We start from the raw sequence: 23,295 nt of genomic DNA on the forward strand, positions 1-23,295 counted from the left end.
TTGTGAAATGATGGACGTTCAACATTTAAAATATTTTGTTGCAGTTGCGGTGGAAGGAAGCTTTACAAAGGCAGCTCAGAAGCTTTATGTATCACAGCCGACCATTAGCAAAATGGTAAAAGGGCTGGAGGATGAATTAGGTGTAGTTCTGTTTGAAAGAACCGGAAAACAGACACAATTGACTGATGCTGGCGAGGTCATTTTAACACAAGCACAAAATATCATTCATTCTTTTGATCATTTAACTTCTGAAATTGACCAATTGAGTGCTTTAAAAACAGGAACGATCAAGATTGGCTTACCTCCAATGGTCGGAGCAAGTTTTTTTCCTAAGGTCATTCATGATTTTTATGAAAAATTCCCGAGAATTAAAATACAGCTGGTAGAGGATGGGGCAAAAATCGTTGAAAGAGATGTTGAGAGTGGTTTATTGGATATAGGTGTTGCTGTTCTGCCTACAAAGGATGAAACTTTCCATGTACTCCCATTCGCAAACGAAAAATTAATGCTTCTTACAAATATTAGAAATCCTCTTTGTCAAAAAGAGGTTGTTAAACTTAATGAATTAGCAGATGAACCATTTATTTTTTTTCAAAAAGATTTTACATTACATGACCGCATTATGATTGAATGTGTCCGTTCAGGGTTTCAGCCGAACATTGTTTATGAAAGTTCACAGTGGGATTTTATCAGTGGCATGGTATCAGCGGATTTAGGGATTGCTTTATTGCCTGAAAGTGTATGTCATCGGGCAATTGACGCGAATATCAAAGTAGTAAAACTTGAAGAACCTGAAATTCCATGGTCTTTAGGGATGATTTGGAGAAAAAATCACTACTTATCCTTTGCAGCAAGGGAATGGATTCAATTCTGTACGGAACGGTTTAACAAAAAATAAAGAAAGCCTGCTATCGGCAGGCTTTCTCTACGTATATTATTACCATTCTTCTTCTTCAACTTTGCTGCGGTATAGCTTGAAATTTCCTGTCTCAGCTCTTTCATTTGTTCGTTTGGTGATTCTATCTTTGCATACTTCACACATATAAGTGTGAATCGGACGGTTTCGCAGCCTTTTTGCTTCTAAAGAATCATTTTCAATTGTTTCGATTGTATCGCATATGACACATTGAACTTTCATAATTAACACACCTTTGCTAACAAACTCTCTCTTTCCCTTATTATAGTATAAGATAGAAGGATATACGAATTTGTTTTACAAAGAGTAAACAGAAGCAGACCTTATGAAAGCCTGCTTCTTTATTATTTATGATAATTCGATTGTTCCTGCTGCTTTTTCTCCAATTGTTTATTCTCCGCTTCGTTCATTTGCTGTTTAGGAGCTTCCGTCTCCTGTTTTGTGTTGGGATCAACGATATCTGCTGGAATTTCAGGAATTAGACGCCCGGTAATGTCGGAAAGCTCATTCATAATCCCTTCGATTGGTTGTCCAGTGCGAATATCCTCTCCAATTTCCTGCAACCTAGCATATAAATCAGGATCAGCAATAATCATTGCATTTGCTCCATGAGGATCATGCTTTAAACTTTCAGCGACAGAATATTTAATCGACCCTACTTCTGAGCGCTCAATATTTGCATCAATATCTATTCCAACAATTGCATAATCACCAATCACTACCGCTGTTGCGTCATTCACATGCTGTACTTGAGAAGCCAGCTTGACAAGGTGCTGAGAGATTTGTTGGCCCGATTCTCTGTCTTGATGCTCAATCGTGCTATTTTTCACATTAACTATATGCTGTGCGTCTTTATCATTGTCTGGCGGCAAGGATTCATTGTTAGTACCGCATGCTGTCAATAATACACTTAAAGCAAGTATAAAAAATGCATGTTTCATTTAAATACCCCTCCTTTTTATCATAGGTGAGAATTCATTAGTTTACCTTTAGTGTGCAAAAGTTCTTCTATCTTTATGCGGGAAATCATATATTTTACCAAAGTTCGAATTGTCCACATTTTGAATTGTTGGCAAGCACCAAAATATGTACAATCATTCTACCAACGTACCTAAGGAGCGGGAGGCATCGGATTGAGTAAAATTTATGTGTTAGATACAAATGTCTTGTTACAAGATCCTTATTCCATTTTTTCATTTGAAGATAATGAAGTTGTTATACCAGCTGTTGTATTGGAGGAAGTTGATTCGAAGAAAAGATATATGGATGAAATTGGGAGGAATGCAAGGCAAGTATCAAGAATTATTGACAACATGAGAGAGACAGGGAAATTACATGAAAAAATATCTCTCGAAAATGGCGGAAGTTTGCGTATTGAATTAAATCATCGCTCATTTCACCAGCTTCAAGAAATTTTTGTAGAAAAAACAAACGATAATCGAATATTAGCGGTTGCCAAAAACCTATCCTTAGAGGAAGAAACGAAGGAAAATGGCAGGCCAGTCATATTAGTAAGCAAAGATGCATTAGTTCGCGTAAAAGCAGACGCAATAGGTCTGCAATGCCAGGATTTTTTAAGCGATAGAGTAGTGGAAAATGATCATATTTATACAGGCCATTTAGAGGTGTATATCAGCCTGGAATTATTAAATAAGTTTTATGAAAAAGGGGAATTGTTGCTAACGGATGTGGCGAATCACCCATTTTACCCGAATCAGTTTCTTGTATTAAAGGACGCGCTCGGATCTTCATCATCAGCAATAGGCATGGTCGATCAACAGAGTAAAAAGATTAAAAAAATGATTTTCGACTATGATCATATTTGGGGCATTAAGCCGCGGAATGTACAACAGACGATGGCCATTGAGCTTTTGCTAAGAAGGGACTTGCCTCTTGTTACACTGATTGGCAAAGCAGGCACTGGAAAAACATTGCTGGCGCTTGCTGCCGGTTTAATGCAGACAGAGGATTATGGCATATATAAAAAACTGCTTGTAGCAAGACCTATCGTTCCAGTCGGGAAAGATTTAGGATTTTTGCCAGGAGAAAAGGATGAGAAACTAAGGCCGTGGATGCAGCCTATTCATGATAATTTAGAGTATTTATTCAATGTGAAAAAACCAGGGGAACTCGATGCTATTTTGGCTGGAATGGGCTCTATTGAAGTTGAGGCATTAACCTATATCCGCGGCAGAAGCATCCCTGATCAGTATATTATTATAGATGAAGCCCAAAATTTAACGAAGCATGAAGTAAAAACGATTTTAACAAGGGTAGGAGAAGGGAGCAAAATTGTGCTCATGGGAGATCCGGAGCAAATTGACCACCCGTATTTGGATGCTTATAATAACGGGCTCACCTATGTAGTTGAAAAGTTTAAAGATCAAATGATATCAGGACATACGAAATTAATCAAAGGCGAACGGTCAGGGCTTGCGCAATTAGCCGCAGATATATTATAAGAAAAAGACCGTGCATGTAATTGCACGGTCTTTTCGTAACACCTTATTTTTTATAAGATCTTAAATTCTTTAACGTATTTTATGGGATTATCTTTATTGCTTCCGTCTTTATAATAAATATATACAGGTCCATCTTCATTTAGCGGTTTTCCGTTTTTTGAAAAGCCGAGTATGATATTTTCAGCTTCACATATTGGCAGGACAACCTCCTCATCCTGGCATTGAATGAGAATCTCGGCAGCATCATCTTCGGGCTCAGCATTTTTTAGAAAAGGAAGAAATGGAACGCCAAATGTTCCGGTCAGCACCTTTACCTTTTCAAATCTTTTTTCAGATTTCAAAGTTGGAGGAAGGGTAGCGCCCTCCATTATTTCCCGGTCCCAATGCTTGGAAGCCGCTTTCGTATACTCTTCTAACTCGTCTGTATTTGCTTCTTCATTATCAAAATATGTATTTAAGTCGATTCTTCGATCATCAAAAATCCAAACACCAGGATCTAAAGTGATTGTGAATTTAACTTTACCGGAAATATGTATAATTTTTTCCAATGTACATCCCCCTGCTCGTAAAAAACTTTTCATCCCTAAAATAAAGTATAACGCTTTTCTTGAAAAATGTCATTTAAGTGTTCGCATGGATTGTCTAACTATGAACCAAACTAAGAGCAAAAGTTTTAAGGGGGCAGCCAATGGGATGTAAGACAAACGCCGAATTAGAGGAAATAATCGAGCAGGCAAAAATACTGACAAAAGACGGAAAGGTGGCTGATTATATTCCAGCGCTTTCCAATGTTGATTCTTCGAGTGTTGCTGCGGCTATTTATCATATTGATAAAGTAAGTAACCCTTGTACATATGCTGGAAACTTTGAACAAAAATTCACATTACAAAGCATTTCGAAAGTACTGATTTTAGCACTTGCCTTGCAGGACCGCGGCTATCAATATGTATTCAATAAAGTAGGGATGGAGCCTACCGGTGATCCTTATAATTCTATTATTAAACTTGAAACAAGCACGCACTCTAAACCGCTTAATCCAATGATTAACGCCGGAGCCCTTGCAGTAACAAGCATGGTGAAAGGGAACAATGCAGAAGAAAGATGGCATCGGATAAAAGCGTTTGTTGAATGTCTATTAGACGGAAAAACAATTACTTATGATAAAGAAGTCGCACAGTCTGAGTATGAAACAACAAATTTAAACCGAGCACTTTGCTATTTTATGAAGCAGCATGGAGTCATTGAATCTGACGTGAATGAATTAATAGATGTTTATACGAAACAATGTGCAATCGAGATGAATTGTCTGGATTTGGCTAGGATCGGTGCAGTATTCGCCCTTAACGGCAAGGATCCTGTTACAGGAGAACAAATGATAGATAATGAGATAGCACGCGTATGTAAAACCTTCATGGTAACTTGTGGAATGTATAATGCTTCAGGTGAGTTTGCGATTAAAGTGGGCATCCCTGCTAAAAGCGGGGTATCTGGCGGTATACTTGGTGTCGTTCCTGGGAAATATGGAATAGGCATCTTTTCACCGGCATTGGATGAGAAGGGAAATAGTATAGCTGGTTTAGAAATCTTGAAAATAATGGCTAATAGACATCATTTCAGTATTTTTTAATTTGTACTTATCCCTTATTATCCTTGCAATTTTTCCATTCTAAGTTTAAAATTTATAGATAGGATAATCGCTCGGAAACGGGGGGATTGAAGATTGGCTTCTGAAATCATTGTTGACCATAAAGAGAAAGCAAATGCTCTATTAAAAGCTGATGCTGATAAAATATTAAAGTTAATTAAAGTGCAAATGGATAATCTTACAATGCCGCAATGTCCATTATACGAAGAAGTGCTGGATACGCAAATGTTTGGACTATCTCGAGAGATAGACTTTGCTGTCCGCCTTGGATTAATTGAAGATAAGGATGGCAAAGCAATACTCGACAAGCTGGAAAGAGAATTATCCATCCTGCATGAAGCATCTGTCAAAAAATAAAGATTTAAAGCTCAAGCGTTCAAAAAAACGTTTGAGCTTTTTATTTTGAAGAAATTGAATGAAATATGAATTCATAATTTTTTGAGTGTAGCTTAATAGATAGACAAATTGATAATTATGAGGTATAAATAATTAATAGTATGTCACATTATAGCTTTTCATCATGTAATAGGTTACTATAAATAATAGGGCAGCAGACACATAAACTTCAAAGTTTACTTTCCGATTACATATCCTTTTCTCTTATTTTTGGCAGGAAATTTAATGCTATAGTAGAATAAATAATACTACGCAATAAGATAAAGGAAGAGGCATATGTTCAAAAAAATACTTAAATCGTATGATTATTCGCTAATAATAGTTATTGCCCTATTATGTATCTTTGGCTTGGTCATGGTATACAGTTCAAGCATGGTGATGGCAGTTCAGTATTATGGCCTGGAAAGTGACTATTTTTATGACAAGCAAAAAGGAAGTTTATTGATTGGAACGGTGGCCTTTATTATAGCGGCGCTTTTTCCCTATAAGGCTTACCAAAGCAATAAGGTGCTTGTTCCAATGGTTGTTTTATCAATTGGCGGTCTACTCCTCGTTTCCATCATTGGAAACGCCGTAAATAATGCGCAAAGCTGGATTAGTATTGGATTCAGGACATTCCAGCCATCAGAATTTGTTAAGCTGAGCGTCATTATTTATTTATCGGCAGTTTACGCGAAAAAGCAGTCTTATATTAATGAATTTAATAGAGGGGTTGTGCCTCCGTTAGTTTATTTAATATTTGCCTGTGGTCTGATTGCTGCAGAGCCGGATTACGGAACTGCCGGAATCATATTTGCAATAGGAGGAACGATCATCCTTTCATCAGGCATGAATCTAAAAAATATTATGAAGCTTGCCGGCATTGCTGCAGCCTTCATCGTTCCGATTGCATTGATTTTTCGGGAGAAGATATTCTCTGACGTTAGGTTGGGAAGGATAGATTCCTTCTTAGATCCATTTAATTCAGAACATGGATATCAATTATCCAATGCATTTATTGCCCTTGGCAATGGCGGTTTACAAGGTCTAGGTCTAGGGCAGAGTATTCAAAAAATGGGGTATTTGCCAGAAGCGCATACAGATTTTATTATGGCGGTTATTGCCGAGGAATTGGGCTTTATCGGTGTTGGTTTTGTCATTCTTGCACTAGGCTTTATCGTCCTAAAAGGCATATTCGTCGCCTTAAAATGCAAGAATGCATTTGGAAGTTTACTAGCGATTGGCGTATCCAGCATGATTGGCATACAGGCATTTGTCAATCTTGGCGGAATTTCCGGCGTCATTCCTCTTACAGGAGTGCCTCTGCCGTTTGTCAGCTTTGGGGGCTCATCACTATTAATGTTGCTAATTTCAACAGGCATACTAGTGAATGTTTCAATGTTTGTTAACTATGAAAAAAAATACAAACATAAAGAGGAAGTGCCCGCAGTCGATCCTGTTACGCAAAGTTATACGGATCGATTTACTTACAATCGCAAATAACATTGAACAAAATTAATCATTACAATAATCATTCAAAGTCGGGGTGTAAATCATGGATCAAAAAATAAGCAAGGTTTTAGTTGCAAACAGAGGAGAAATAGCTATTCGTGTTTTCCGTGCATGCACAGAGTTGAACATTCGTACAGTAGCTATTTATTCCAAAGAGGATTCAGGCTCCTATCATCGTTATAAAGCAGATGAAGCCTATCTTGTAGGCGAAGGTAAAAAACCGATTGATGCTTATTTAGATATCGAGGGTATTATCGCAATTGCCAAAAACAGCGGGGTTGATGCCATCCATCCTGGCTATGGATTTTTGTCAGAAAATATTCACTTTGCTAAGCGCTGTGAAGAAGAAGGAATCACCTTTGTTGGTCCTGAATCAAAACATTTAAATATGTTTGGCGATAAAGTAAAAGCAAGGACACAGGCACAAATTGCAAAAATCCCCGTCATACCTGGAACTGACGGTCCTGTATCAAGTGTTGAAGAAGTGGAACAGTTCGGCGAGGATCATGGGTTTCCGATTATTATTAAAGCCTCTCTTGGCGGAGGCGGACGCGGCATGCGTATTGTTAGAGCGCTAGAAGAGGTAAAGGAATCATATGACCGTGCCAAATCTGAAGCAAAAGCGGCATTTGGTAATGATGAAGTATATGTTGAAAAGTTTGTAGAAAATCCGAAGCATATTGAAGTACAAATCATTGGAGACAAGCATGGCAACATTGTTCACCTATATGAGCGCGACTGCTCAGTGCAGCGCCGCCACCAAAAGGTTGTCGAGGTTGCACCATGCGTCTCACTTGATAGCCAGTTAAGAAGCGATATTTGTGAAGCTGCTGTGAAGCTGATGAAAAACGTTGATTATATTAATGCAGGTACAGTTGAATTCTTAGTATCCGGGGATAAATTCTACTTTATTGAAGTAAATCCGCGCGTGCAAGTAGAACACACAATTACAGAAATGATAACAGGCATTGATATTGTTCAAACACAGCTTCTTGTTGCTGAAGGGCATGATTTACACAGCCATAAGGTAGGTATTCCTCAGCAGGAAGATATTCATGTGGTGGGTTACGCGATTCAGTCTCGCGTCACAACTGAAGATCCATTAAATAATTTTATGCCTGATACAGGTCGTTTAATGGCCTATCGCTCAGGCGGCGGATTTGGTGTACGGCAAGATGCCGGCAATGCTTATCAAGGTGCCGTAATTACTCCTCATTATGATTCATTATTAGTAAAATTATCGACACATGCGATGACATTTGAGCAGGCTGCATCAAAAATGATCCGCAATTTGCAAGAATTCCGTATTCGCGGAATTAAAACCAATATTCCGTTCCTAGAGAATGTAGTAAAGCATGATAATTTTATTAAAGGGGAATATGATACATCATTTATTGATCAAACACCTGAATTATTTATTTTCCCAAAAAGGAAAGACCGTGGAACAAAAATGCTGTCTTATATCGGGAATGTTACAGTCAATGGCTTTCCTGGAATTGAAAAGCAGAGCAAGCCAGCATTTGATAAGCCGAGAATGCCGAAGCTGCATTTGCCATCAGAGTATCAGCCGGGCACGAAACAAATTCTTGATAGCCAAGGCGCAGATGGTTTAGTTCAATGGGTAAAGGATCAACAAGAAGTATTATTAACCGATACGACTTTCCGTGACGCTCATCAATCACTTTTAGCAACAAGAGTGAGAACGAAGGATCTGCAAAACATTGCTGAGCCGACTGCTAAGTTGGTGCCAAATATGTTCTCATCTGAAATGTGGGGCGGTGCAACATTTGATGTCGCTTACCGATTCCTGAAAGAGGATCCTTGGGAAAGACTGCTTACATTAAGAAAGCAAATGCCGAATGTTTTATTGCAAATGCTGTTAAGAGCTTCCAATGCAGTTGGCTACAAAAACTATTCTGATAATGTCATTCGTGAATTTGTGGAGAAATCTGCACATGCAGGTATTGATGTATTTAGAATCTTTGACAGTCTTAACTGGGTTAAAGGCATGGAAGTAGCAATTGATGCGGTACGTCAAACTGGAAAAATTGCCGAAGCAGCTATATGTTATACCGGAGATATATCAGATCCGCTCAAATCGAAATATGATTTAAATTACTATAAATCAATGGCAAAAGAATTGGAGAGCCAAGGTGCACATATTTTAGGAATAAAAGATATGGCGGGTCTCCTTAAACCACAGTCAGCTTATGAATTAATCTCTGAATTAAAAGAAACGATTAATATTCCAATCCATCTTCACACACATGATACGAGCGGCAACGGAATTTTCACATATGCTAAAGCAATTGAAGCAGGAGTGGACATTGTGGATGTAGCATTAAGCACGATGGCTGGATTAACATCTCAGCCAAGTGCAAATACGTTGTATTATGCATTGGAAGGAACAGATCGTAAGCCGAACGTAAATATTGATGCATTAGAACAACTTTCGTATTATTGGGAAGACGTAAGAAAATATTATCAAGACTTTGAAAGCGGCATGAAAGCTCCTCATACAGAAATCTATCAGCATGAAATGCCTGGCGGGCAGTACAGCAACCTTCAGCAGCAGGCGAAAGCGGTAGGTCTCGGCGAAAAATGGGATGATGTGAAAGACATGTATTCACGTGTGAATCAAATGTTCGGAGACATTGTGAAGGTAACGCCATCTTCTAAAGTCGTCGGTGATATGGCATTATATATGGTGCAAAATCAACTAAATGAAGAAAGTGTATTGGCAAAAGGCGATACACTGGATTTCCCTGATTCAGTTGTAGAACTATTTGAAGGATATTTAGGGCAGCCATATGGCGGATTTCCGAAAGAATTACAGAAAGTGATTTTGAAAAACCGTCAGCCAATTACAGTTAGACCTGGAGAATTGCTAGAAGAGGTAGATTTTGAAGAAATTAAAGAGAAGCTCTTCAAAGAACTAGGCCGACAAGTAACAAGCTTTGATGTGATTGCATACGCTCTATATCCGAAAGTGTTCATGGATTATACAAAAACATATGCACAATTCGGCGATATTTCAGTACTTGATACACCAACATTCCTATATGGCATGACGTTAGGAGAAGAGATTGAGGTTGAGATTGAAAGAGGAAAAACATTAATTGTTAAGCTTGTTTCTATCGGTGAGGCAAGAGCAGACGGTACAAGAGTTATTTATTTTGAATTAAATGGACAGCCTCGTGAAGTAGTGATTAAAGATGAAAGCATTAAATCTTCTGTGGCTGCAAAAGTAAAAGCTGATGCCCATAACGAATCACATATTGGTGCAACCATGCCTGGCACAGTCATTAAATCGGTAGTCAACAAAGGTGACAAGGTAACCAGAGGAGATCACTTAATGATTACGGAAGCAATGAAGATGGAAACAACGGTGCAAGCGCCGTTCTCAGGCACTGTAAAAGAAATTTATGTAAGTGATGGAGAATCCATTCAGACAGGCGACTTACTAATAGAACTGACTAAATCATAATAATAATCCAGAGCTGCTTCATGCAGCTCTGTTTTTGTGTAGCTGGCATATTTAGTACCAGATCAGTGTTCACGGATTTGAGCGGAAAAAGACTAAAAACAGCACTGATGAAAAATTTAAAACATGGAAAGAAATGAAGCCAAAAGTGGTAAACAATAGACAAAAAAATCATGGGCTACGGTAAAGCAAATTCTCGTAAAGCAACTTTATTAATGAAAAAAGCAGCTGGTTAACCAGCTGCTTTTTTCTATTGCATCGGAAGATTTTTATCATTCTTTTGATTTTTTTTCTGACTAAGCGCGATTTCATTTGCTTTGCTTCTAGTTGTAAGCAGAATAAAATAGCTCAGAACACCGAACAGGCAGGAGATAAAGAATGCATGGGCTAATGCGATATAGAGATTTAATCTAGTAATGACAACAAGTGCACCTGCTGCTACTTGTAAGCTAACAAGGATGAAGGAGATAATCCAACCCCAATAAACTACTTTTTGATGCTTATAATTTTTAATGGCGAGGTAGGTGATATAGCCAATCCAGATAAATATAAGCCCTGCTGCTGCACGGTGGCCCATTTGCACCCACTCGTACATGGTAGCTGGCAGTGCAAAGCCATCATTGCGGCATAACGGCCAGTCTATACATGCAAGGCTGGCATTTACATGCCTAACGAGCGCGCCTGTATAGACGACTATATAACTATACAAAGTAACACCGATAATATGTTTTTTCATTCTTTGATCAAGAACGAGCTTTTCTGCTTCAAATTTCTTGTCAACCTCAAATATTAATAATGTTAAGAGCAGGACAGCTGCAAACGAAATAAGCGAGATACCAAAATGGAGCGCCATCACAAAGTCTGATTGGCCCCACATGACCGCAGCTGCTCCGATTAACGCTTGTAATAAAAGAAAAATGAAGGAGGAGGCTGCCAGAAACTTAGTCTCTCGAATATGTCCAATTGTTTTCCATGTCCAAACGGATAGTATGAGTACCATAATTCCGACTGAACCTGATACAAGCCTGTGGGCAAGCTCGATAATAAGCTCAGGGGTAATATTGCTAGGAATCAGTTCACCGTGGCATAGTGGCCAGGATGCACCACAGCCTTCGCCTGATTCGGTTTTTGTAACCAATGCTCCACCGAGAAGAATGAGTAGCATCCCGATAGTAGTAAGCACAGCAAACCATTTTAATGATCGTTGCAACGTATTTCACCTTCTTTAATTTGTCAAAGCACTAACTATGTAATTATTCACTATTTACTACTATGATTGCATAATGCTAACAGATAATCTAAAGTGGCAATTTTACATTTAAAAAGCTTTCACTTTTTTTACTCACTTTTTTGATAGTACAGGATTCGTTGAAATATTACAATACTTATAAAATTTCTTCTGTAAGAACTTGAAAAAGGGTTGAAACTTTTAAAGTTGTTTGCTAGAAATATTAATGGGGTAATTGATTGCTAAGTCCTCCTTATTAAAGAAATCAATTCATGATTTTTCCGAATAATATAATAACATGAAAATCTTTCCGTTTTATTATCTCAGAAAAACAACCATATCTTAATGAAAAAGAGGTTTTTGACACAAATTAGTCATAATTAATTCTAGAAAATTTCACAAAATAACTAAAAAATGTGATTTAATATACAGAGAATGCCCGCATTGTCAGAAGGATGTTTTTGTTTTATTAGGGAAACATATGTGAAGTTGCTAGAATTTGCAGCTTTTTATAGGGATGTTTTCGCGTTTTTTATTACAAATATGGTAATGTAAGCAAATTTACTATATAGTAGGTGTAGTGTTTGCCAACTATATGTAGGTAAAGGGGGCAAAGATATGTCAGAACCAAGGGCTCTTGGTCAAGCCGGTTTAAAAAACGGAGGAGTCCCGGCTACTACAGTGTGGAAGGATATCATGGCACTTATAAAAGTTGGCATCGTTAATTCAAATGCGATAACAACCTTTACAGGGCTATGGCTAGCATTGCATTTTTCCGGCCAAGGTTTTTTTAATAATCTGGATATTGTGATATACACATTACTAGGGTCATCTCTCATTATTGCAGGTTCTTGCAGTTTGAATAATTACATAGATCGTGACATTGATCATCTAATGGATAGAACAAAGGGGAGACCGACAGTTACAGGTAAAATGAACCCAACGAAAGTTGCGGTAGTAAGCTTCATTTTAATCGCTGCCGGCACGGCATTTTTGATGCTGACAACATGGACTGCAGTATTGATAGGATTAGTAGGTGTATTCAGTTACATAGTTTTATACACAATATGGTCAAAAAGACGATATGTTTCCAATACAATCGTTGGAAGTATTTCCGGTGCTGTACCTCCATTAATTGGCTGGGCAGCGGTTGATGCAAATCTTCATCCAATGGCATGGGGATTATTTTTACTTCTGTTTCTATGGCAGCCTCCACATTTTTATGCGCTTGCCATGCGAAGAGTGGAGGAATATCGGGCGGCTGGCGTTCCAATGCTGCCGGTAGTTAAAGGGTTTAAAGTGACAAAGGTTCACATATATATTTGGATTGCTGCATTGTTGCCGCTTCCATTCCTGTTTAGCTCGTTAGGAATACCATTTACTATCTTTGCAACACTATTAACAATAGGTTGGCTTCTTACAGGAATTTATGCAAAAAAATTTAGAAATGATAGGAAATGGGCAACACTAATGTTTGTATATTCCATTCAATATTTAACGATTCTATGCGTAGGAATGGTCATTGTCACTTTAATTTAATGATGTTAGGAAATTCTCTCTTTCCTTTAAGAGAGATTTATCCATATTTTTTTGCTTTAGCACTTAAAGAAATTTTTCACGAAAGAGGGGTATGAATAAGCTATGAAAAGGCTTGCAAAAGGGCGTCTATTGTTTATGTTTGCATTATTGACGCTATTTCTAGCCGGCTGTGGTGAACCATTTATTTCAACATTACAGCCAGCTGGTCAAGTTGCGCAAACACAATATGACTTAATGCTGTTAAGCACTGCAATTATGGTTGGTGTCATAATTGTTGTTACAGTCATCTTCCTTATCGTACTGTTTAAATTCCGTCGTAAAGACGACAAAATCCCTAAACAGGTAGAAGGAAGTCACAAGTTGGAGATTATCTGGACTGTTATACCAATTTTATTACTTTTAGTTTTAGCTGTACCTACAGTATCAGCTACGTTCAAGCTTGCTGATGTTTCTCCTATGGAAAAAAAGAATGAAGAAGGAAAAACAGATGTAACTGTAATTAATGTTAAGGCAAATCTTTATTGGTGGGAGTTTGAATATCCTAACCAAGAGATTGTAACTAGTCAGGAGCTCGTCGTTCCTACAGATGAGAAAGTATATTTCAATCTACTTTCAACAGATGTAAAGCACTCATTCTGGATTCCAGCAGTTGGTGGAAAACTAGATACTAATACTGAAAACGTAAATAAATTCTGGCTGGAATTTAACAATGAAAAAGCGGATGAAGTCGGCAACTTATTTTATGGTAAATGTGCGGAGCTTTGCGGTCCATCACATGCGCTAATGGATTTCAAAGTGAAAGCATTGCCAAAAGACGAGTTTGACGCATGGGCAGATGCAATGACTGCTATTGAAGAGCCTGTTCAGGCTGAAACAACAACTGCTCAAGAAGGACAAGAAATCTTCAATGAAAGCTGTATTGGTTGTCATGCTGTCACTCCTACGGGAGCTGGAGCAATGGGGCCGAACTTGACAAGCTTTGGTGATCGCACACATATCGTTGGATATTTAGACCACACTGAAGAAAATCTTAAGAACTGGCTGAAAGATCCGGAATCCATTAAACCAGGTAACAAGATGACTGGCAAATATGGTGATCTTTCAGATGACGAAATCGATGCTCTTACGGAATACTTAATGGGTCTGAAAGTAGTCGAGGAATAAGGACGAATAGGTGATTTGTTTATAGAAGGAGGTAAAATTGTGAGTACCTATGCTCAGAAAAAAGGCTTCGGCGCAACTTTATGGGATTACTTAACAACAGTTGACCATAAGAAAATTGCCGTCCTTTATCTAATAGCTGGCGGATTCTTCTTCATCATTGGTGGTTTAGAAGCGATGTTTATCCGCATTCAGCTTGCCGTACCAGGCAATGATTTTGTAAGTGCCGGTTTATATAATGAAATTTTAACCATGCACGGTACAACAATGATTTTCTTGGCAGCGATGCCGCTTATATTTGCATTTATGAATGCTGTTATGCCACTTCAAATTGGTGCGCGTGACGTTGCATTTCCATTTTTAAACTCTTTAGGTTTCTGGCTATTCTTCTTCGGGGGAGTATTCCTTAACTTATCTTGGTTCCTTGGCGGAGCGCCAGATGCAGGCTGGACATCGTATGCCTCGCTCTCACTCGCATCTGAAGGTCATGGAATTGACTTTTACGTATTGGGTCTGCAAATTTCCGGGGCAGGGACGCTGATCGGGGGGATTAACTTCCTTGTTACGATTATTAATATGCGTGCGCCAGGAATGACGTATATGCGTATGCCAATGTTTACATGGGCAACATTCGTAACATCTGCACTAATTTTATTCGCATTCCCTCCATTAACAGTAGCGTTATTCTTTATGCTGTTTGACCGCTTATTTGGAGGAAACTTCTTTGATCCTTCAATGGGTGGTAATACAGTAATTTGGGAGCATTTATTCTGGATTTTTGGTCATCCTGAAGTATATATCCTTGTTTTGCCGGCTTTCGGTATTTTCTCTGAGATTTTTGCTATCTTCTCAAGAAAACGTCTTTTCGGATACTCTTCAATGGTATTCGCAACCGTATTAATCGGCTTCTTAGGATTCATGGTTTGGGCTCACCATATGTTTACAACTGGTTTAGGTCCGATTGCCAACGCAATCTTCTCTGTAGCAACAATGGCGATTGCCGTTCCAACAGGGATTAAAATATTCAACTGGCTCTTTACAATGTGGGGCGGAAGCATTACCTTTACTACGCCAATGCTTTATGCGATTGCCTTTATTCCAACCTTTACAATGGGTGGGGTAACAGGGGTCATGCTTGCATCTGCAGCACAGGATTATCAATACCATGACAGCTACTTTGTTGTCGCTCACTTCCACTACGTAATTGTCGGTGGTGTCGTATTTGCCTTGCTAGCAGGCCTGCATCTTTATTGGCCGAAAATGTTTGGTACGATGTTGAATGAAATGCTAGGAAAAATAACCTTCTGGCTATTCGTCATCGGCTTCCATTTAACATTCTTTATTCAGCATTTCCTTGGCTTAATGGGAATGCCGCGTCGTATCTTTACATTTATTGAAGGGCAAGGATTCGAAGCAGCCAATATGATCAGTACCGTCGGTGCGTTCTTGATGGCAATCGCAACGGTTGTCTTGCTGATTAACATCATTATGACAATTGCTAAAAACGAAAGAATTGGCAATGATCCTTGGGGAGATGGACGTACGCTTGAATGGGCGCTTCCTTCACCACCGCCATTTTATAACTTTAAGCAATTGCCGCTCGTACGCGGACTAGATGCTTACTGGATTGAAAAAATGGATGGCAAAACAGAAATGACGCCAGCTGAACCAATTGGCGACATTCATATGCCAAACAATTCATTCATCCCGGTTATGATTTCACTTGGTTTATTCATTGCAGCATTTGGTGCAATGTACCATGAGAAATATTCATGGGGTATCCCTGTATTGATAATCGGTATGCTTATTACATTTGGATCAATGTTTGTAAGATCAGTTAAAGATGACCACGGTTATCATATTCATAAGGAGGATTTAATGGATGATGATAAAGGGGGTAAGGCATAATGAAGGCAGATGAAAAATTCACATATGAAACATGGCCTGCAGCGCCTGAGAAACAAACCCTCGATGGAAAAAATAAATTCCTAGGATTTTGGCTATTTCTAGGCGGAGAGACTGTTCTATTTGCCACGCTATTTGCTACTTATTTAGCGCTGAAGGATAGTGTACCTGTAAGCGGTGAGCATAACTTAGCGAAGGATTTATTTGAAATACCGCTCGTATTTATGATGACAATGCTGCTTTTAACAAGCTCATTAACAAGCGTTTATGCGATGTACCATATGAAAAACTTCAACTTTAAGAAAATGCAATTATGGCTTGGGATCACTGTACTTCTAGGCTTAGCATTTTTAGGGTTTGAAATTTACGAATTTAATCATTATGTACATGAGTATGGGCATACATTTACTAGCAGCGCGTTCGGAACTGCATTCTATACGCTTGTTGGATTCCATGGAGGCCACGTAGCATTCGGTCTAGCTTGGATCATCACATTAATGTTCAGAAACGCAAAACGTGGATTGAACCTATATAATGCACCGAAGTTTTATGTTGCCAGTCTATATTGGCACTTTATCGACGTTGTATGGGTGTTCATCTTCACTGTTGTATATTTAATGGGAATGGTGGGATAACTGATGGCAAATGAAGAATTAAACTCAGGAAACCCAAAAGTTGACATTGAATATCGCCGCAAAAAAAGCGCAGAAGAAATGAGATATCAGGTTGTCTCATTTGCATTGATGATTTTTTTAACATTAGTTGCCTTCGTTGCAGTAGGATATGACGGATTTTCAGCTTGGTTTATCATTCCGTTTATCCTTGTGCTTGCTGGAGTGCAAGTAGCTTTCCAACTATATTATTTCATGCATATGAGCCATAAAGGACATGAAGCTCCTGCATTGTTCCTGTACTCAGGTGTCTTTGTAGCTTTCATTACACTGCTGGCGTTCATGACAATTATTTGGTGGTAATCAAATCGGAAAAACCGGCTAATCTTTTAGTCGGTTTTTTTGTTTATGGCAAAGATTTTTAAAATGTTAACAATATTGGCACACACTCTTTCATGAATCCGAATAGAAGGTTGCATGTCCGTTAACTGGGAGAGTATAATTAATGGGAACTTACATAGGATAACATCAGTTTTCTGCGATTTGCCATGGGTTAGAATATGCTCTCTTTAGAGGACGTAAATATAATGAGGTGATTTTGTAATGCCATTAAGTATTTTTGGCTTCCGCGCTTTATGGAGCCCATACTTCTTTGTATCATTAGCTGTTGTTTTAGTATTATTTTTCTTATTAACGATTAAGTTTCGACATCGATTTAAAACAAGCGAGCCGCTGACATTTAAAGAAGGCGCTTTCTTTACATCTGCAATCGTTGTACTTTATATTATTAAAGGTTCACCAATTGACTTAATGGGGCATTTAATGTTCTATGCCCATATGATTCAAATGGCCGTTCTTTATCTAGTTGTGCCTATTTTGTTTATACATGGCATCCCTACATGGATATGGCGTGGTGTGATTAATCACCCAAAAGTGCAGCCATTATTTAAATTTTTCACAAAACCACTGATCGCACTTATTTTTTTCAATGGCTTGTTTTCGTTTTACCATATTCCGCTCATTTTTGATTTTGTCAAAACAGATATGACATTGCATACGATTTATACAGCCGTTCTTTTTGTTTTTTCTCTCTTTATGTGGTGGCCGTTAGTGAATAAACTGCCTGAACACCAAACATTAAGCGGCTTAAAAAAAATTGGCTATATATTTGCCGATGGGATTTTATTAACGCCTGCATGTGCATTAATTATCTTTGCGGATGTACCGATGTACGCTACTTATTCAGATCCTCATGCATGGGGACAAGCGCTTGCATTATGCGTGCCAAGTGCAACATTAGCTAACTTAAATTTAAGCGGTCCGGAAATGTTTAATTCCATGTCACTCCTTCATGATCAGCAATTAGGCGGAGTCATCATGAAAGTGATTCAGGAAATAGTATATGGCTATATCCTTGCTTTAGTTTTCTTTAGCTGGTATCGGAATGAGCAGTCTGATAGCAAGGCAGTAGAAAACAACTTAATGAACCCACGACCTGCTGAATAATTTCCATTACTGCCTGCCCTAGAAGTTAACCATGGGCAGGCTTTCATATTGTGTCCGCTGTTTTTGAACAATTAAAGAACTTTTGCAAAATCGCTTGTTTGTTTATTGAAAAATAAGAGATACTTTAATAGAATAAGCATAGCTCTTCAAAGTAAGATAGCTTACATGCTATAAAGTACATATTTAAGTTAGTCAGAATAGAGAGGGAGTCAATATGGAGCATTCATTGCCAGTTTTACCGACAATTAGTACAACATTTATTGTATTGAGTGCAATTATGGTTGCAATCGGCTGGGTACAAATCAGTAAGAGAAAGATAGATGCGCATAAAAAGTCAATGACGTTTGCGGGGATATTTGCGATTATATTCTTTGTTATTTATGCGAGCAGAACGATATTCATCGGAAATACATCATTCGGCGGACCTGATAATATTAAAATATATTATACGCTCTTTTTAATTTTCCATATCACACTCGCTACTACTGGTGCGGTAATGGGTATTATCAATTTGTATACCGGGTATAAGAACAAATTGAAGCTTCACCGTAAACTCGGTCCGATTACGAGCGTCATTTGGTTCTTAACTGCAATCACAGGTGTGGCTGTTTATTTACTATTATATGTGTTCTATCATGGAGGAGAAACAACCTCACTTATTAAAGCGATTTTCGGTTTTTAGTTTGTAACTGAAGAATCATTAGTGGCATGCACTAATGATTCTTTTTTTTATTTCAAGGTTAGCCCGCCTAATAAAAGTAAGAAGATGCCAATGACTGCAAAGACGATAGCTAGCCTTGTTCTAAACCTTTGGTGCTCCTCAGATTCAGCTTGTTTGCTTCTCAATCGCACAGGCTCTGTCCAAGCTCCAATAAAAACTCCTGATAGAAGAATGCTTATGATACCAAAAGTTAATAATCCCAGAATTTTAACCTCCAATTAAATGATTAATTTATATTTATGGGAGTTGGTTTCCTCACCAGGCACTCGCTTTTCAATAGGCAAGTATAGGAGCGTTTTGCACATAAGTGGCTTCTTCCTCGGTAGTATTCCCCGAACCCGATATATCGAGAATAAACCAGCAATTAACTTAAACATAGACAAATTAATAAATTGTTTCAACCGTAAAAGGAAAAATCAAGCAAAATGAAGAAAATATACAGTGGAAAGGTGGAGAAGTCTGTGAAAACTTTAACTAAGGAACATTATTCTGAGTCAATCGCTCTGTCAATGTATGCATTCCAATATAAAGTGTCTGAACATGATATAGATGAACGTAAGAAGCTGCTGGATGACCATCATATTTTAGGTATATGGGAAAATGATAAACTTGCTTCAAAATTACATATGCTTAATTTTACAGTATTCATTAATGGCGAAGAATGGAGTATGGGCGGTATCGCAGGGGTAGCAACTTATCCTGAGTATCGCAGGTTAGGTCATGTGAAGGCGCTGATTAGTCAATCGTTAATTGAGATGAAGGAAAAGGGCCAGCTATTCTCGTTTCTTCATCCTTTTGATATCGGATTTTATCGCAAGTTTGGCTGGGAGATTTTTTCAGAAAATAAGAAATTGACAATTGTGAATAAAGATTTATCAATGATCGGATCGATTAGCGGCAAGATTAATCGAATCAAACCTCAGGAAAATGATGCGGCGGAAAAAATATATGCAAAGTATATACAGCGGTATTCTGGCGGATTGGTTAGAGATAAAAGCTGGTGGGAAAGGTCAATTTATGAAGATGAAGAGCAGTATGCAATATTCGAAGATGAAGAAGGTAATCCTCAAGGTTATATAGCATACGAAATAAAAAATCGATTAATGAAAGTTTCTGAATATATCGCATTAACCCAGGAGGCTCGAGTGCAGCTTTGGAATTTTATTTGTCAGCATGATTCTATGTTAAATACAGTTGAACTTACTACAGCAAATAATGATCCGTTTCCATATTTTTTAAAGCAGCCGAAGCAAAAGGTTGAGGTGTATCCATACTTTATGGGGAGAATTGTCGATGTACAACGATGCTTGCAATCTTACAAATTTTTAAATCGGACCAATGACATCGTTCTAAAGATTAAAGATGAATTCGCACAATGGAATAATGGTGAATTTTATCTTAATGGCGAAAGTGTGCAGCAAACTGAAAACTGTATTGAATTATCAATTAATGCGCTTTCTGCTACATTAATCGGCTATAAGCGTCCGTTAGAACTTTATGAATTAGGTGAAATCAATGGTTTTGAAAAAGATATTGAAGCATTTGACCAAGATGTGCCTTATCAAAAGACAGCGTTTTATGACTTTTTCTAAGGAACAATCCACGGCATTTCAGCATTAAATATAGTATCACTTTGAATACTGTATTTTGAGAAAGAAGTGGAATGGATGAGATTATTGGATTATTCAAATCCTGAAACAAAAAAGGTGACGAAGTATATTATTTCTTCTATTGTAGAATCCAATATTAAATATGTGGCGAATAGCGAGGATGAGCAGGAGAGAATCACATTATTGAAAAAAAGCTCTGATGATGTTTCAATCTTTTTTTTCGAAGACTACATTTATATTACGGCTAAGCTTTCAGTATATGCATATAAAGGGTTAATTACTGACTTATTAATCATTCAAAAACAAGTCATGGAGGAGATCCGATTATTTACCGGATTAATTTGCGAAGGGGTAAATCTTCAAATTGAAAAATGTATGCTGATGGCCGGTGAAAAGAAAAAAGACGCGTAATGCGTCTTTTCTGGCTGTAGATAAACTCATTCAAAAATAGAATGAAAGGTTTGGGATTTCCAGAGGCTTACCGCTCTTTTTTTAGCGGTTCGAGTGTCGAGCCGCATCAGCACTGCGCCCCTTAAGTGTCTCGACTGTCTCGCTACTCTCCCGCAGGAGTCGAGTGGACGCCTCTCCAAATCCAATTGACTTTTCTTATTTTCACTTTTACCACACTAAAAAAAGACGCATAAAGCGTCTTTTTTTAGTGAATTGACATATTATTTAACGATTTTTTCTAAATCACTGTTAATGTCTGTAAGAATCTTTTCAGATTGCTTTACAAGTGAAGCAGGGAAGTGCTCACCATCACCGTATTCGACACCATGTGGATAATAATGCTTCCCTAATAAAGGAGTAAGTAGCTGGATGCTTGCTTTATGAGCGCCAACATCCCCTTCTACTGCATATCCAAATACGCGTAAATAGTAAATTCCTTCTTTAAGTTCAAATTTACGATCATATGTAACTCTTTCATAATCCCATTGTCCTGCACGAACAAGGCTATATGATGACATTAAATCATCAAGTCTGTTTAAATCTACTTGTTTGCTCTCAAGTCCAGTATTTTCAAGTTTCAATTTTAGTCCCTCCTAAAACACTTTACAATTTGGTAAACTACACCAATCAGAAATGGTCTCAAATTTAATAATAGTTGAAAAATGCTGAGTTTGCAATGGTTAATAGGTTTATGAACAGCAATTCCTAGTTGCTGCGTAGATGAATAAGAATTCTATTTATAAATTGTTCCCTAAAGTGATCTAAACTACAATCCATAATGTAAATGTTTTTTTAATAATAATCATTCTCACTATTAAAAAGAAAGATAGTGATGATATACTATAATTAGTGATAGGCGCATAGGTATAGTATAGTAAAACACCTTGCCCATTAGTATTTATTCTCCATTTCATTCTAGTGCTATTAAATGACATGTAAGGCGTACAAATTTTTCAACTTGCTTTGTAAGCTTTTTTCATAGGACTGAAATTTTTGGCTATTCAAGCCGCGGTGGCTAAAGGGCTTGATGTTTAAAGCCCATGAACAAGCCACCTCCGCATTCTTATTAGGGAGGTGCATATTCTGAAGAGTTTGGTTCGAATTTTTGTGTTGATATTTGCTTTTTTAATCATTTGGTTGTATTTGGACTTTTCTGGAAATGAACCGATATTAATAGGTGAAGAAGGGGGACAGCCAGAAGTTGATTTTACAATAGGTGAAGAAGAGAATGCAAATGATGACTTAACTGTTGAATTGCCTGATGAAGGATTAATGACTTTAATGGGTCAATCATCCAAGGCTGTTGAAGCAGAGCTTGGTGAACCTGACCGGATTGATCCATCATTCGAAGGCTATGATTGGTGGATATATAACGTTAGCAAAGATGAATATATTCAGGTGGGGATATTGGAGAATAAAGTAGTTACTGTATTTGCTACAGGTGATAAGGTGGATATTGAACCTTTTCAAATTGGACAGCCTTCGGGTGAAATTTATTCCTCCCTTTTTGCAGAGACGAATATTGAAATAGAACATGATGGAAGTGTTTATCGTTTTGAACTATCGGAAGCAGACTTAAATATGAGGCCAATTGTTCGAATTGGAGATTATTTTGCACTTTTATATCTTGATAAATTTACCGGCACTTTATCCAGTGTAAGATTATTGGATTCAGTCTCACTTATTTTATTGAGGCCTTATGAAATGGTCTACCGTGGAGAATTACTAGTATTTGACGATTTTACTGAAGATGAGAAAGAAGCCATAAATAATGGAATGGAACAGCAAATCAAGGACATCTCAAATGTAATCCGTAAGCGTTTTGATCTGAATCCGCTAGAGTGGGATGATAAAACTGCTGAAGTTGCTTTAGGTCATAGTATAGATATGTTTGAGAGTGAGGCCTTTTCACATACGTCGGAAAAATACGGCGAATTATCAGATAGACTAAAGGCTGAAGAGGTGGCTTATTTATCTGCTGGTGAAAATATCGCAGCTAACTATGTTGATGCGCCTGCAGTGGTTGAAGGCTGGTTAAATAGTAAAGGCCATCGAGACAGCTTATTAAATGAACAATTTACCCATATTGGTGTCGGTGTATATGAAAAGCAATATACGCAAAATTTCATCGAAAAATGGGGCGAGTAAAAGACCTCCTGCAGGGCATATA

At 37.9% G+C, this 23,295-nt stretch carries 21 protein-coding genes; 16 read left to right on the forward strand and 5 right to left on the reverse strand.

Annotated features, from left to right (window positions below; translation table 11 throughout):
• Positions 1 to 10 precede the first annotated feature (10 nt).
• Positions 11 to 898, forward strand: coding sequence for a cidABC operon transcriptional activator CidR (gene cidR, locus CWS20_RS05570; protein WP_066196834.1), 888 nt, complete (start codon positions 11 to 13; stop codon positions 896 to 898).
• A gap of 39 nt (positions 899 to 937) precedes the next feature.
• On the opposite strand, the gene CWS20_RS05575 is transcribed toward cidR, so the two are convergent.
• Together CWS20_RS05575 and CWS20_RS05580 are read right to left on the reverse strand one after the other, a co-directional pair.
• Positions 938 to 1,138, reverse strand: coding sequence for a YlaI family protein (locus CWS20_RS05575; RefSeq protein ID WP_066196836.1), 201 nt, complete (start codon positions 1,136 to 1,138; stop codon positions 938 to 940).
• 122 nt (positions 1,139 to 1,260) lie between these two features.
• Entirely contained in the window at positions 1,261 to 1,857 is a 597-nt protein-coding gene (locus tag CWS20_RS05580; protein ID WP_066196837.1) for a YhcN/YlaJ family sporulation lipoprotein, read from the reverse strand.
• A 192-nt stretch (positions 1,858 to 2,049) separates the two neighbouring features.
• Here CWS20_RS05580 and CWS20_RS05585 point away from each other — a divergent pair, with 192 nt between their 5' ends.
• A complete protein-coding gene (locus CWS20_RS05585) occupies positions 2,050 to 3,378 on the forward strand; it encodes a PhoH family protein (protein WP_101226248.1) in 1,329 nt (442 codons plus the stop codon).
• Between the two features lie 50 nt (positions 3,379 to 3,428).
• On the opposite strand, the gene CWS20_RS05590 is transcribed toward CWS20_RS05585, so the two are convergent.
• On the reverse strand, positions 3,429 to 3,926 hold the full coding sequence (locus tag CWS20_RS05590; protein WP_066196841.1) for a hypothetical protein: 498 nt from the start codon (positions 3,924 to 3,926) through the stop codon (positions 3,429 to 3,431).
• Positions 3,927 to 4,066: 140 nt separating this feature from the next.
• Here CWS20_RS05590 and glsA point away from each other — a divergent pair, with 140 nt between their 5' ends.
• From glsA to pyc, 4 genes are all read left to right on the forward strand, one after another.
• On the forward strand, positions 4,067 to 5,005 hold the full coding sequence (glsA, locus tag CWS20_RS05595; RefSeq protein WP_066196842.1) for a glutaminase A: 939 nt from the start codon (positions 4,067 to 4,069) through the stop codon (positions 5,003 to 5,005).
• Positions 5,006 to 5,098: 93 nt separating this feature from the next.
• A complete protein-coding gene (locus CWS20_RS05600) occupies positions 5,099 to 5,380 on the forward strand; it encodes an Fpa/YlaN family protein (RefSeq protein WP_066196843.1) in 282 nt (93 codons plus the stop codon).
• 315 nt (positions 5,381 to 5,695) lie between these two features.
• Positions 5,696 to 6,901 (forward strand): FtsW/RodA/SpoVE family cell cycle protein, encoded by a 1,206-nt coding sequence (locus CWS20_RS05605; RefSeq protein WP_101226249.1) that lies wholly within the window; start codon positions 5,696 to 5,698, stop codon positions 6,899 to 6,901.
• Between the two features lie 52 nt (positions 6,902 to 6,953).
• On the forward strand, positions 6,954 to 10,397 hold the full coding sequence (pyc, locus tag CWS20_RS05610; protein WP_066196847.1) for a pyruvate carboxylase: 3,444 nt from the start codon (positions 6,954 to 6,956) through the stop codon (positions 10,395 to 10,397).
• Between the two features lie 247 nt (positions 10,398 to 10,644).
• On the opposite strand, the gene CWS20_RS05615 is transcribed toward pyc, so the two are convergent.
• Positions 10,645 to 11,604, reverse strand: a complete 960-nt coding sequence (locus tag CWS20_RS05615; RefSeq protein ID WP_066196849.1) for a COX15/CtaA family protein — start codon at positions 11,602 to 11,604, stop codon at positions 10,645 to 10,647.
• A gap of 636 nt (positions 11,605 to 12,240) precedes the next feature.
• Between CWS20_RS05615 and cyoE the strand changes: the two genes are divergently transcribed.
• The 9 genes from cyoE (at position 12,241) to CWS20_RS05665 (ending at position 21,086) form a co-directional block, all read left to right on the forward strand.
• Positions 12,241 to 13,161 carry a heme o synthase gene (gene cyoE, locus CWS20_RS05620; protein ID WP_066196851.1) on the forward strand — a complete coding sequence of 307 codons (921 nt, stop codon included), beginning with the start codon at positions 12,241 to 12,243 and terminating at the stop codon, positions 13,159 to 13,161.
• Positions 13,162 to 13,263: 102 nt separating this feature from the next.
• Entirely contained in the window at positions 13,264 to 14,325 is a 1,062-nt protein-coding gene (gene coxB, locus CWS20_RS05625) for a cytochrome c oxidase subunit II (RefSeq protein WP_066196853.1), read from the forward strand.
• Positions 14,326 to 14,364: 39 nt separating this feature from the next.
• Positions 14,365 to 16,230 carry a cytochrome c oxidase subunit I gene (gene ctaD, locus CWS20_RS05630; protein ID WP_066196855.1) on the forward strand — a complete coding sequence of 622 codons (1,866 nt, stop codon included), beginning with the start codon at positions 14,365 to 14,367 and terminating at the stop codon, positions 16,228 to 16,230.
• On the forward strand, positions 16,230 to 16,862 hold the full coding sequence (locus tag CWS20_RS05635; RefSeq protein ID WP_066196857.1) for a cytochrome (ubi)quinol oxidase subunit III: 633 nt from the start codon (positions 16,230 to 16,232) through the stop codon (positions 16,860 to 16,862). The genes ctaD and CWS20_RS05635 overlap by 1 nt, the downstream gene beginning before the upstream one ends.
• A gap of 3 nt (positions 16,863 to 16,865) precedes the next feature.
• On the forward strand, positions 16,866 to 17,201 hold the full coding sequence (ctaF, locus tag CWS20_RS05640) for a cytochrome c oxidase subunit IVB (protein ID WP_066196859.1): 336 nt from the start codon (positions 16,866 to 16,868) through the stop codon (positions 17,199 to 17,201).
• A 240-nt stretch (positions 17,202 to 17,441) separates the two neighbouring features.
• The gene (ctaG, locus tag CWS20_RS05645; protein WP_066196861.1) at positions 17,442 to 18,344 is read left to right on the forward strand and encodes a cytochrome c oxidase assembly factor CtaG; all 903 of its coding nucleotides are present in this window, start codon (positions 17,442 to 17,444) and stop codon (positions 18,342 to 18,344) included.
• A gap of 214 nt (positions 18,345 to 18,558) precedes the next feature.
• Positions 18,559 to 19,026, forward strand: coding sequence for a DUF420 domain-containing protein (locus CWS20_RS05650; RefSeq protein WP_066196863.1), 468 nt, complete (start codon positions 18,559 to 18,561; stop codon positions 19,024 to 19,026).
• A gap of 500 nt (positions 19,027 to 19,526) precedes the next feature.
• On the forward strand, positions 19,527 to 20,657 hold the full coding sequence (locus CWS20_RS05660) for a GNAT family N-acetyltransferase (RefSeq protein ID WP_241504145.1): 1,131 nt from the start codon (positions 19,527 to 19,529) through the stop codon (positions 20,655 to 20,657).
• A gap of 75 nt (positions 20,658 to 20,732) precedes the next feature.
• Entirely contained in the window at positions 20,733 to 21,086 is a 354-nt protein-coding gene (locus tag CWS20_RS05665; RefSeq protein WP_066196869.1) for a hypothetical protein, read from the forward strand.
• A 260-nt stretch (positions 21,087 to 21,346) separates the two neighbouring features.
• Here the strand turns inward: CWS20_RS05665 and CWS20_RS05670 are convergent, their stop codons facing one another.
• The gene (locus CWS20_RS05670; RefSeq protein ID WP_066196871.1) at positions 21,347 to 21,706 is read right to left on the reverse strand and encodes a YugN family protein; all 360 of its coding nucleotides are present in this window, start codon (positions 21,704 to 21,706) and stop codon (positions 21,347 to 21,349) included.
• 511 nt (positions 21,707 to 22,217) lie between these two features.
• On the opposite strand from CWS20_RS05670, the gene CWS20_RS05675 reads away from it, so the two are divergent.
• A complete protein-coding gene (locus CWS20_RS05675) occupies positions 22,218 to 23,273 on the forward strand; it encodes a CAP domain-containing protein (RefSeq protein ID WP_241504146.1) in 1,056 nt (351 codons plus the stop codon).
• Positions 23,274 to 23,295: the final 22 nt, after the last annotated feature.

This window comes from Cytobacillus horneckiae (assembly GCF_002835735.1).
Classification (GTDB): Bacteria; Bacillota; Bacilli; order Bacillales; family Cytobacillaceae; genus Cytobacillus; species Cytobacillus horneckiae.

Coding starts and splice junctions, on each gene's coding strand:
- cidR (WP_066196834.1), top strand. CDS start 11: ATGGACGTTCAACATTTAAAATATTTTGTTGCAGTTGCGGTGGAAGGA.
- CWS20_RS05575 (WP_066196836.1), bottom strand. CDS start 1,138: ATGAAAGTTCAATGTGTCATATGCGATACAATCGAAACAATTGAAAAT.
- CWS20_RS05580 (WP_066196837.1), bottom strand. CDS start 1,857: ATGAAACATGCATTTTTTATACTTGCTTTAAGTGTATTATTGACAGCA.
- glsA (WP_066196842.1), top strand. CDS start 4,067: ATGGGATGTAAGACAAACGCCGAATTAGAGGAAATAATCGAGCAGGCA.
- CWS20_RS05605 (WP_101226249.1), top strand. CDS start 5,696: ATGTTCAAAAAAATACTTAAATCGTATGATTATTCGCTAATAATAGTT.
- pyc (WP_066196847.1), top strand. CDS start 6,954: ATGGATCAAAAAATAAGCAAGGTTTTAGTTGCAAACAGAGGAGAAATA.
- cyoE (WP_066196851.1), top strand. CDS start 12,241: ATGTCAGAACCAAGGGCTCTTGGTCAAGCCGGTTTAAAAAACGGAGGA.
- coxB (WP_066196853.1), top strand. CDS start 13,264: ATGAAAAGGCTTGCAAAAGGGCGTCTATTGTTTATGTTTGCATTATTG.
- CWS20_RS05635 (WP_066196857.1), top strand. CDS start 16,230: ATGAAGGCAGATGAAAAATTCACATATGAAACATGGCCTGCAGCGCCT.
- ctaF (WP_066196859.1), top strand. CDS start 16,866: ATGGCAAATGAAGAATTAAACTCAGGAAACCCAAAAGTTGACATTGAA.
- ctaG (WP_066196861.1), top strand. CDS start 17,442: ATGCCATTAAGTATTTTTGGCTTCCGCGCTTTATGGAGCCCATACTTC.
- CWS20_RS05650 (WP_066196863.1), top strand. CDS start 18,559: ATGGAGCATTCATTGCCAGTTTTACCGACAATTAGTACAACATTTATT.
- CWS20_RS05665 (WP_066196869.1), top strand. CDS start 20,733: ATGAGATTATTGGATTATTCAAATCCTGAAACAAAAAAGGTGACGAAG.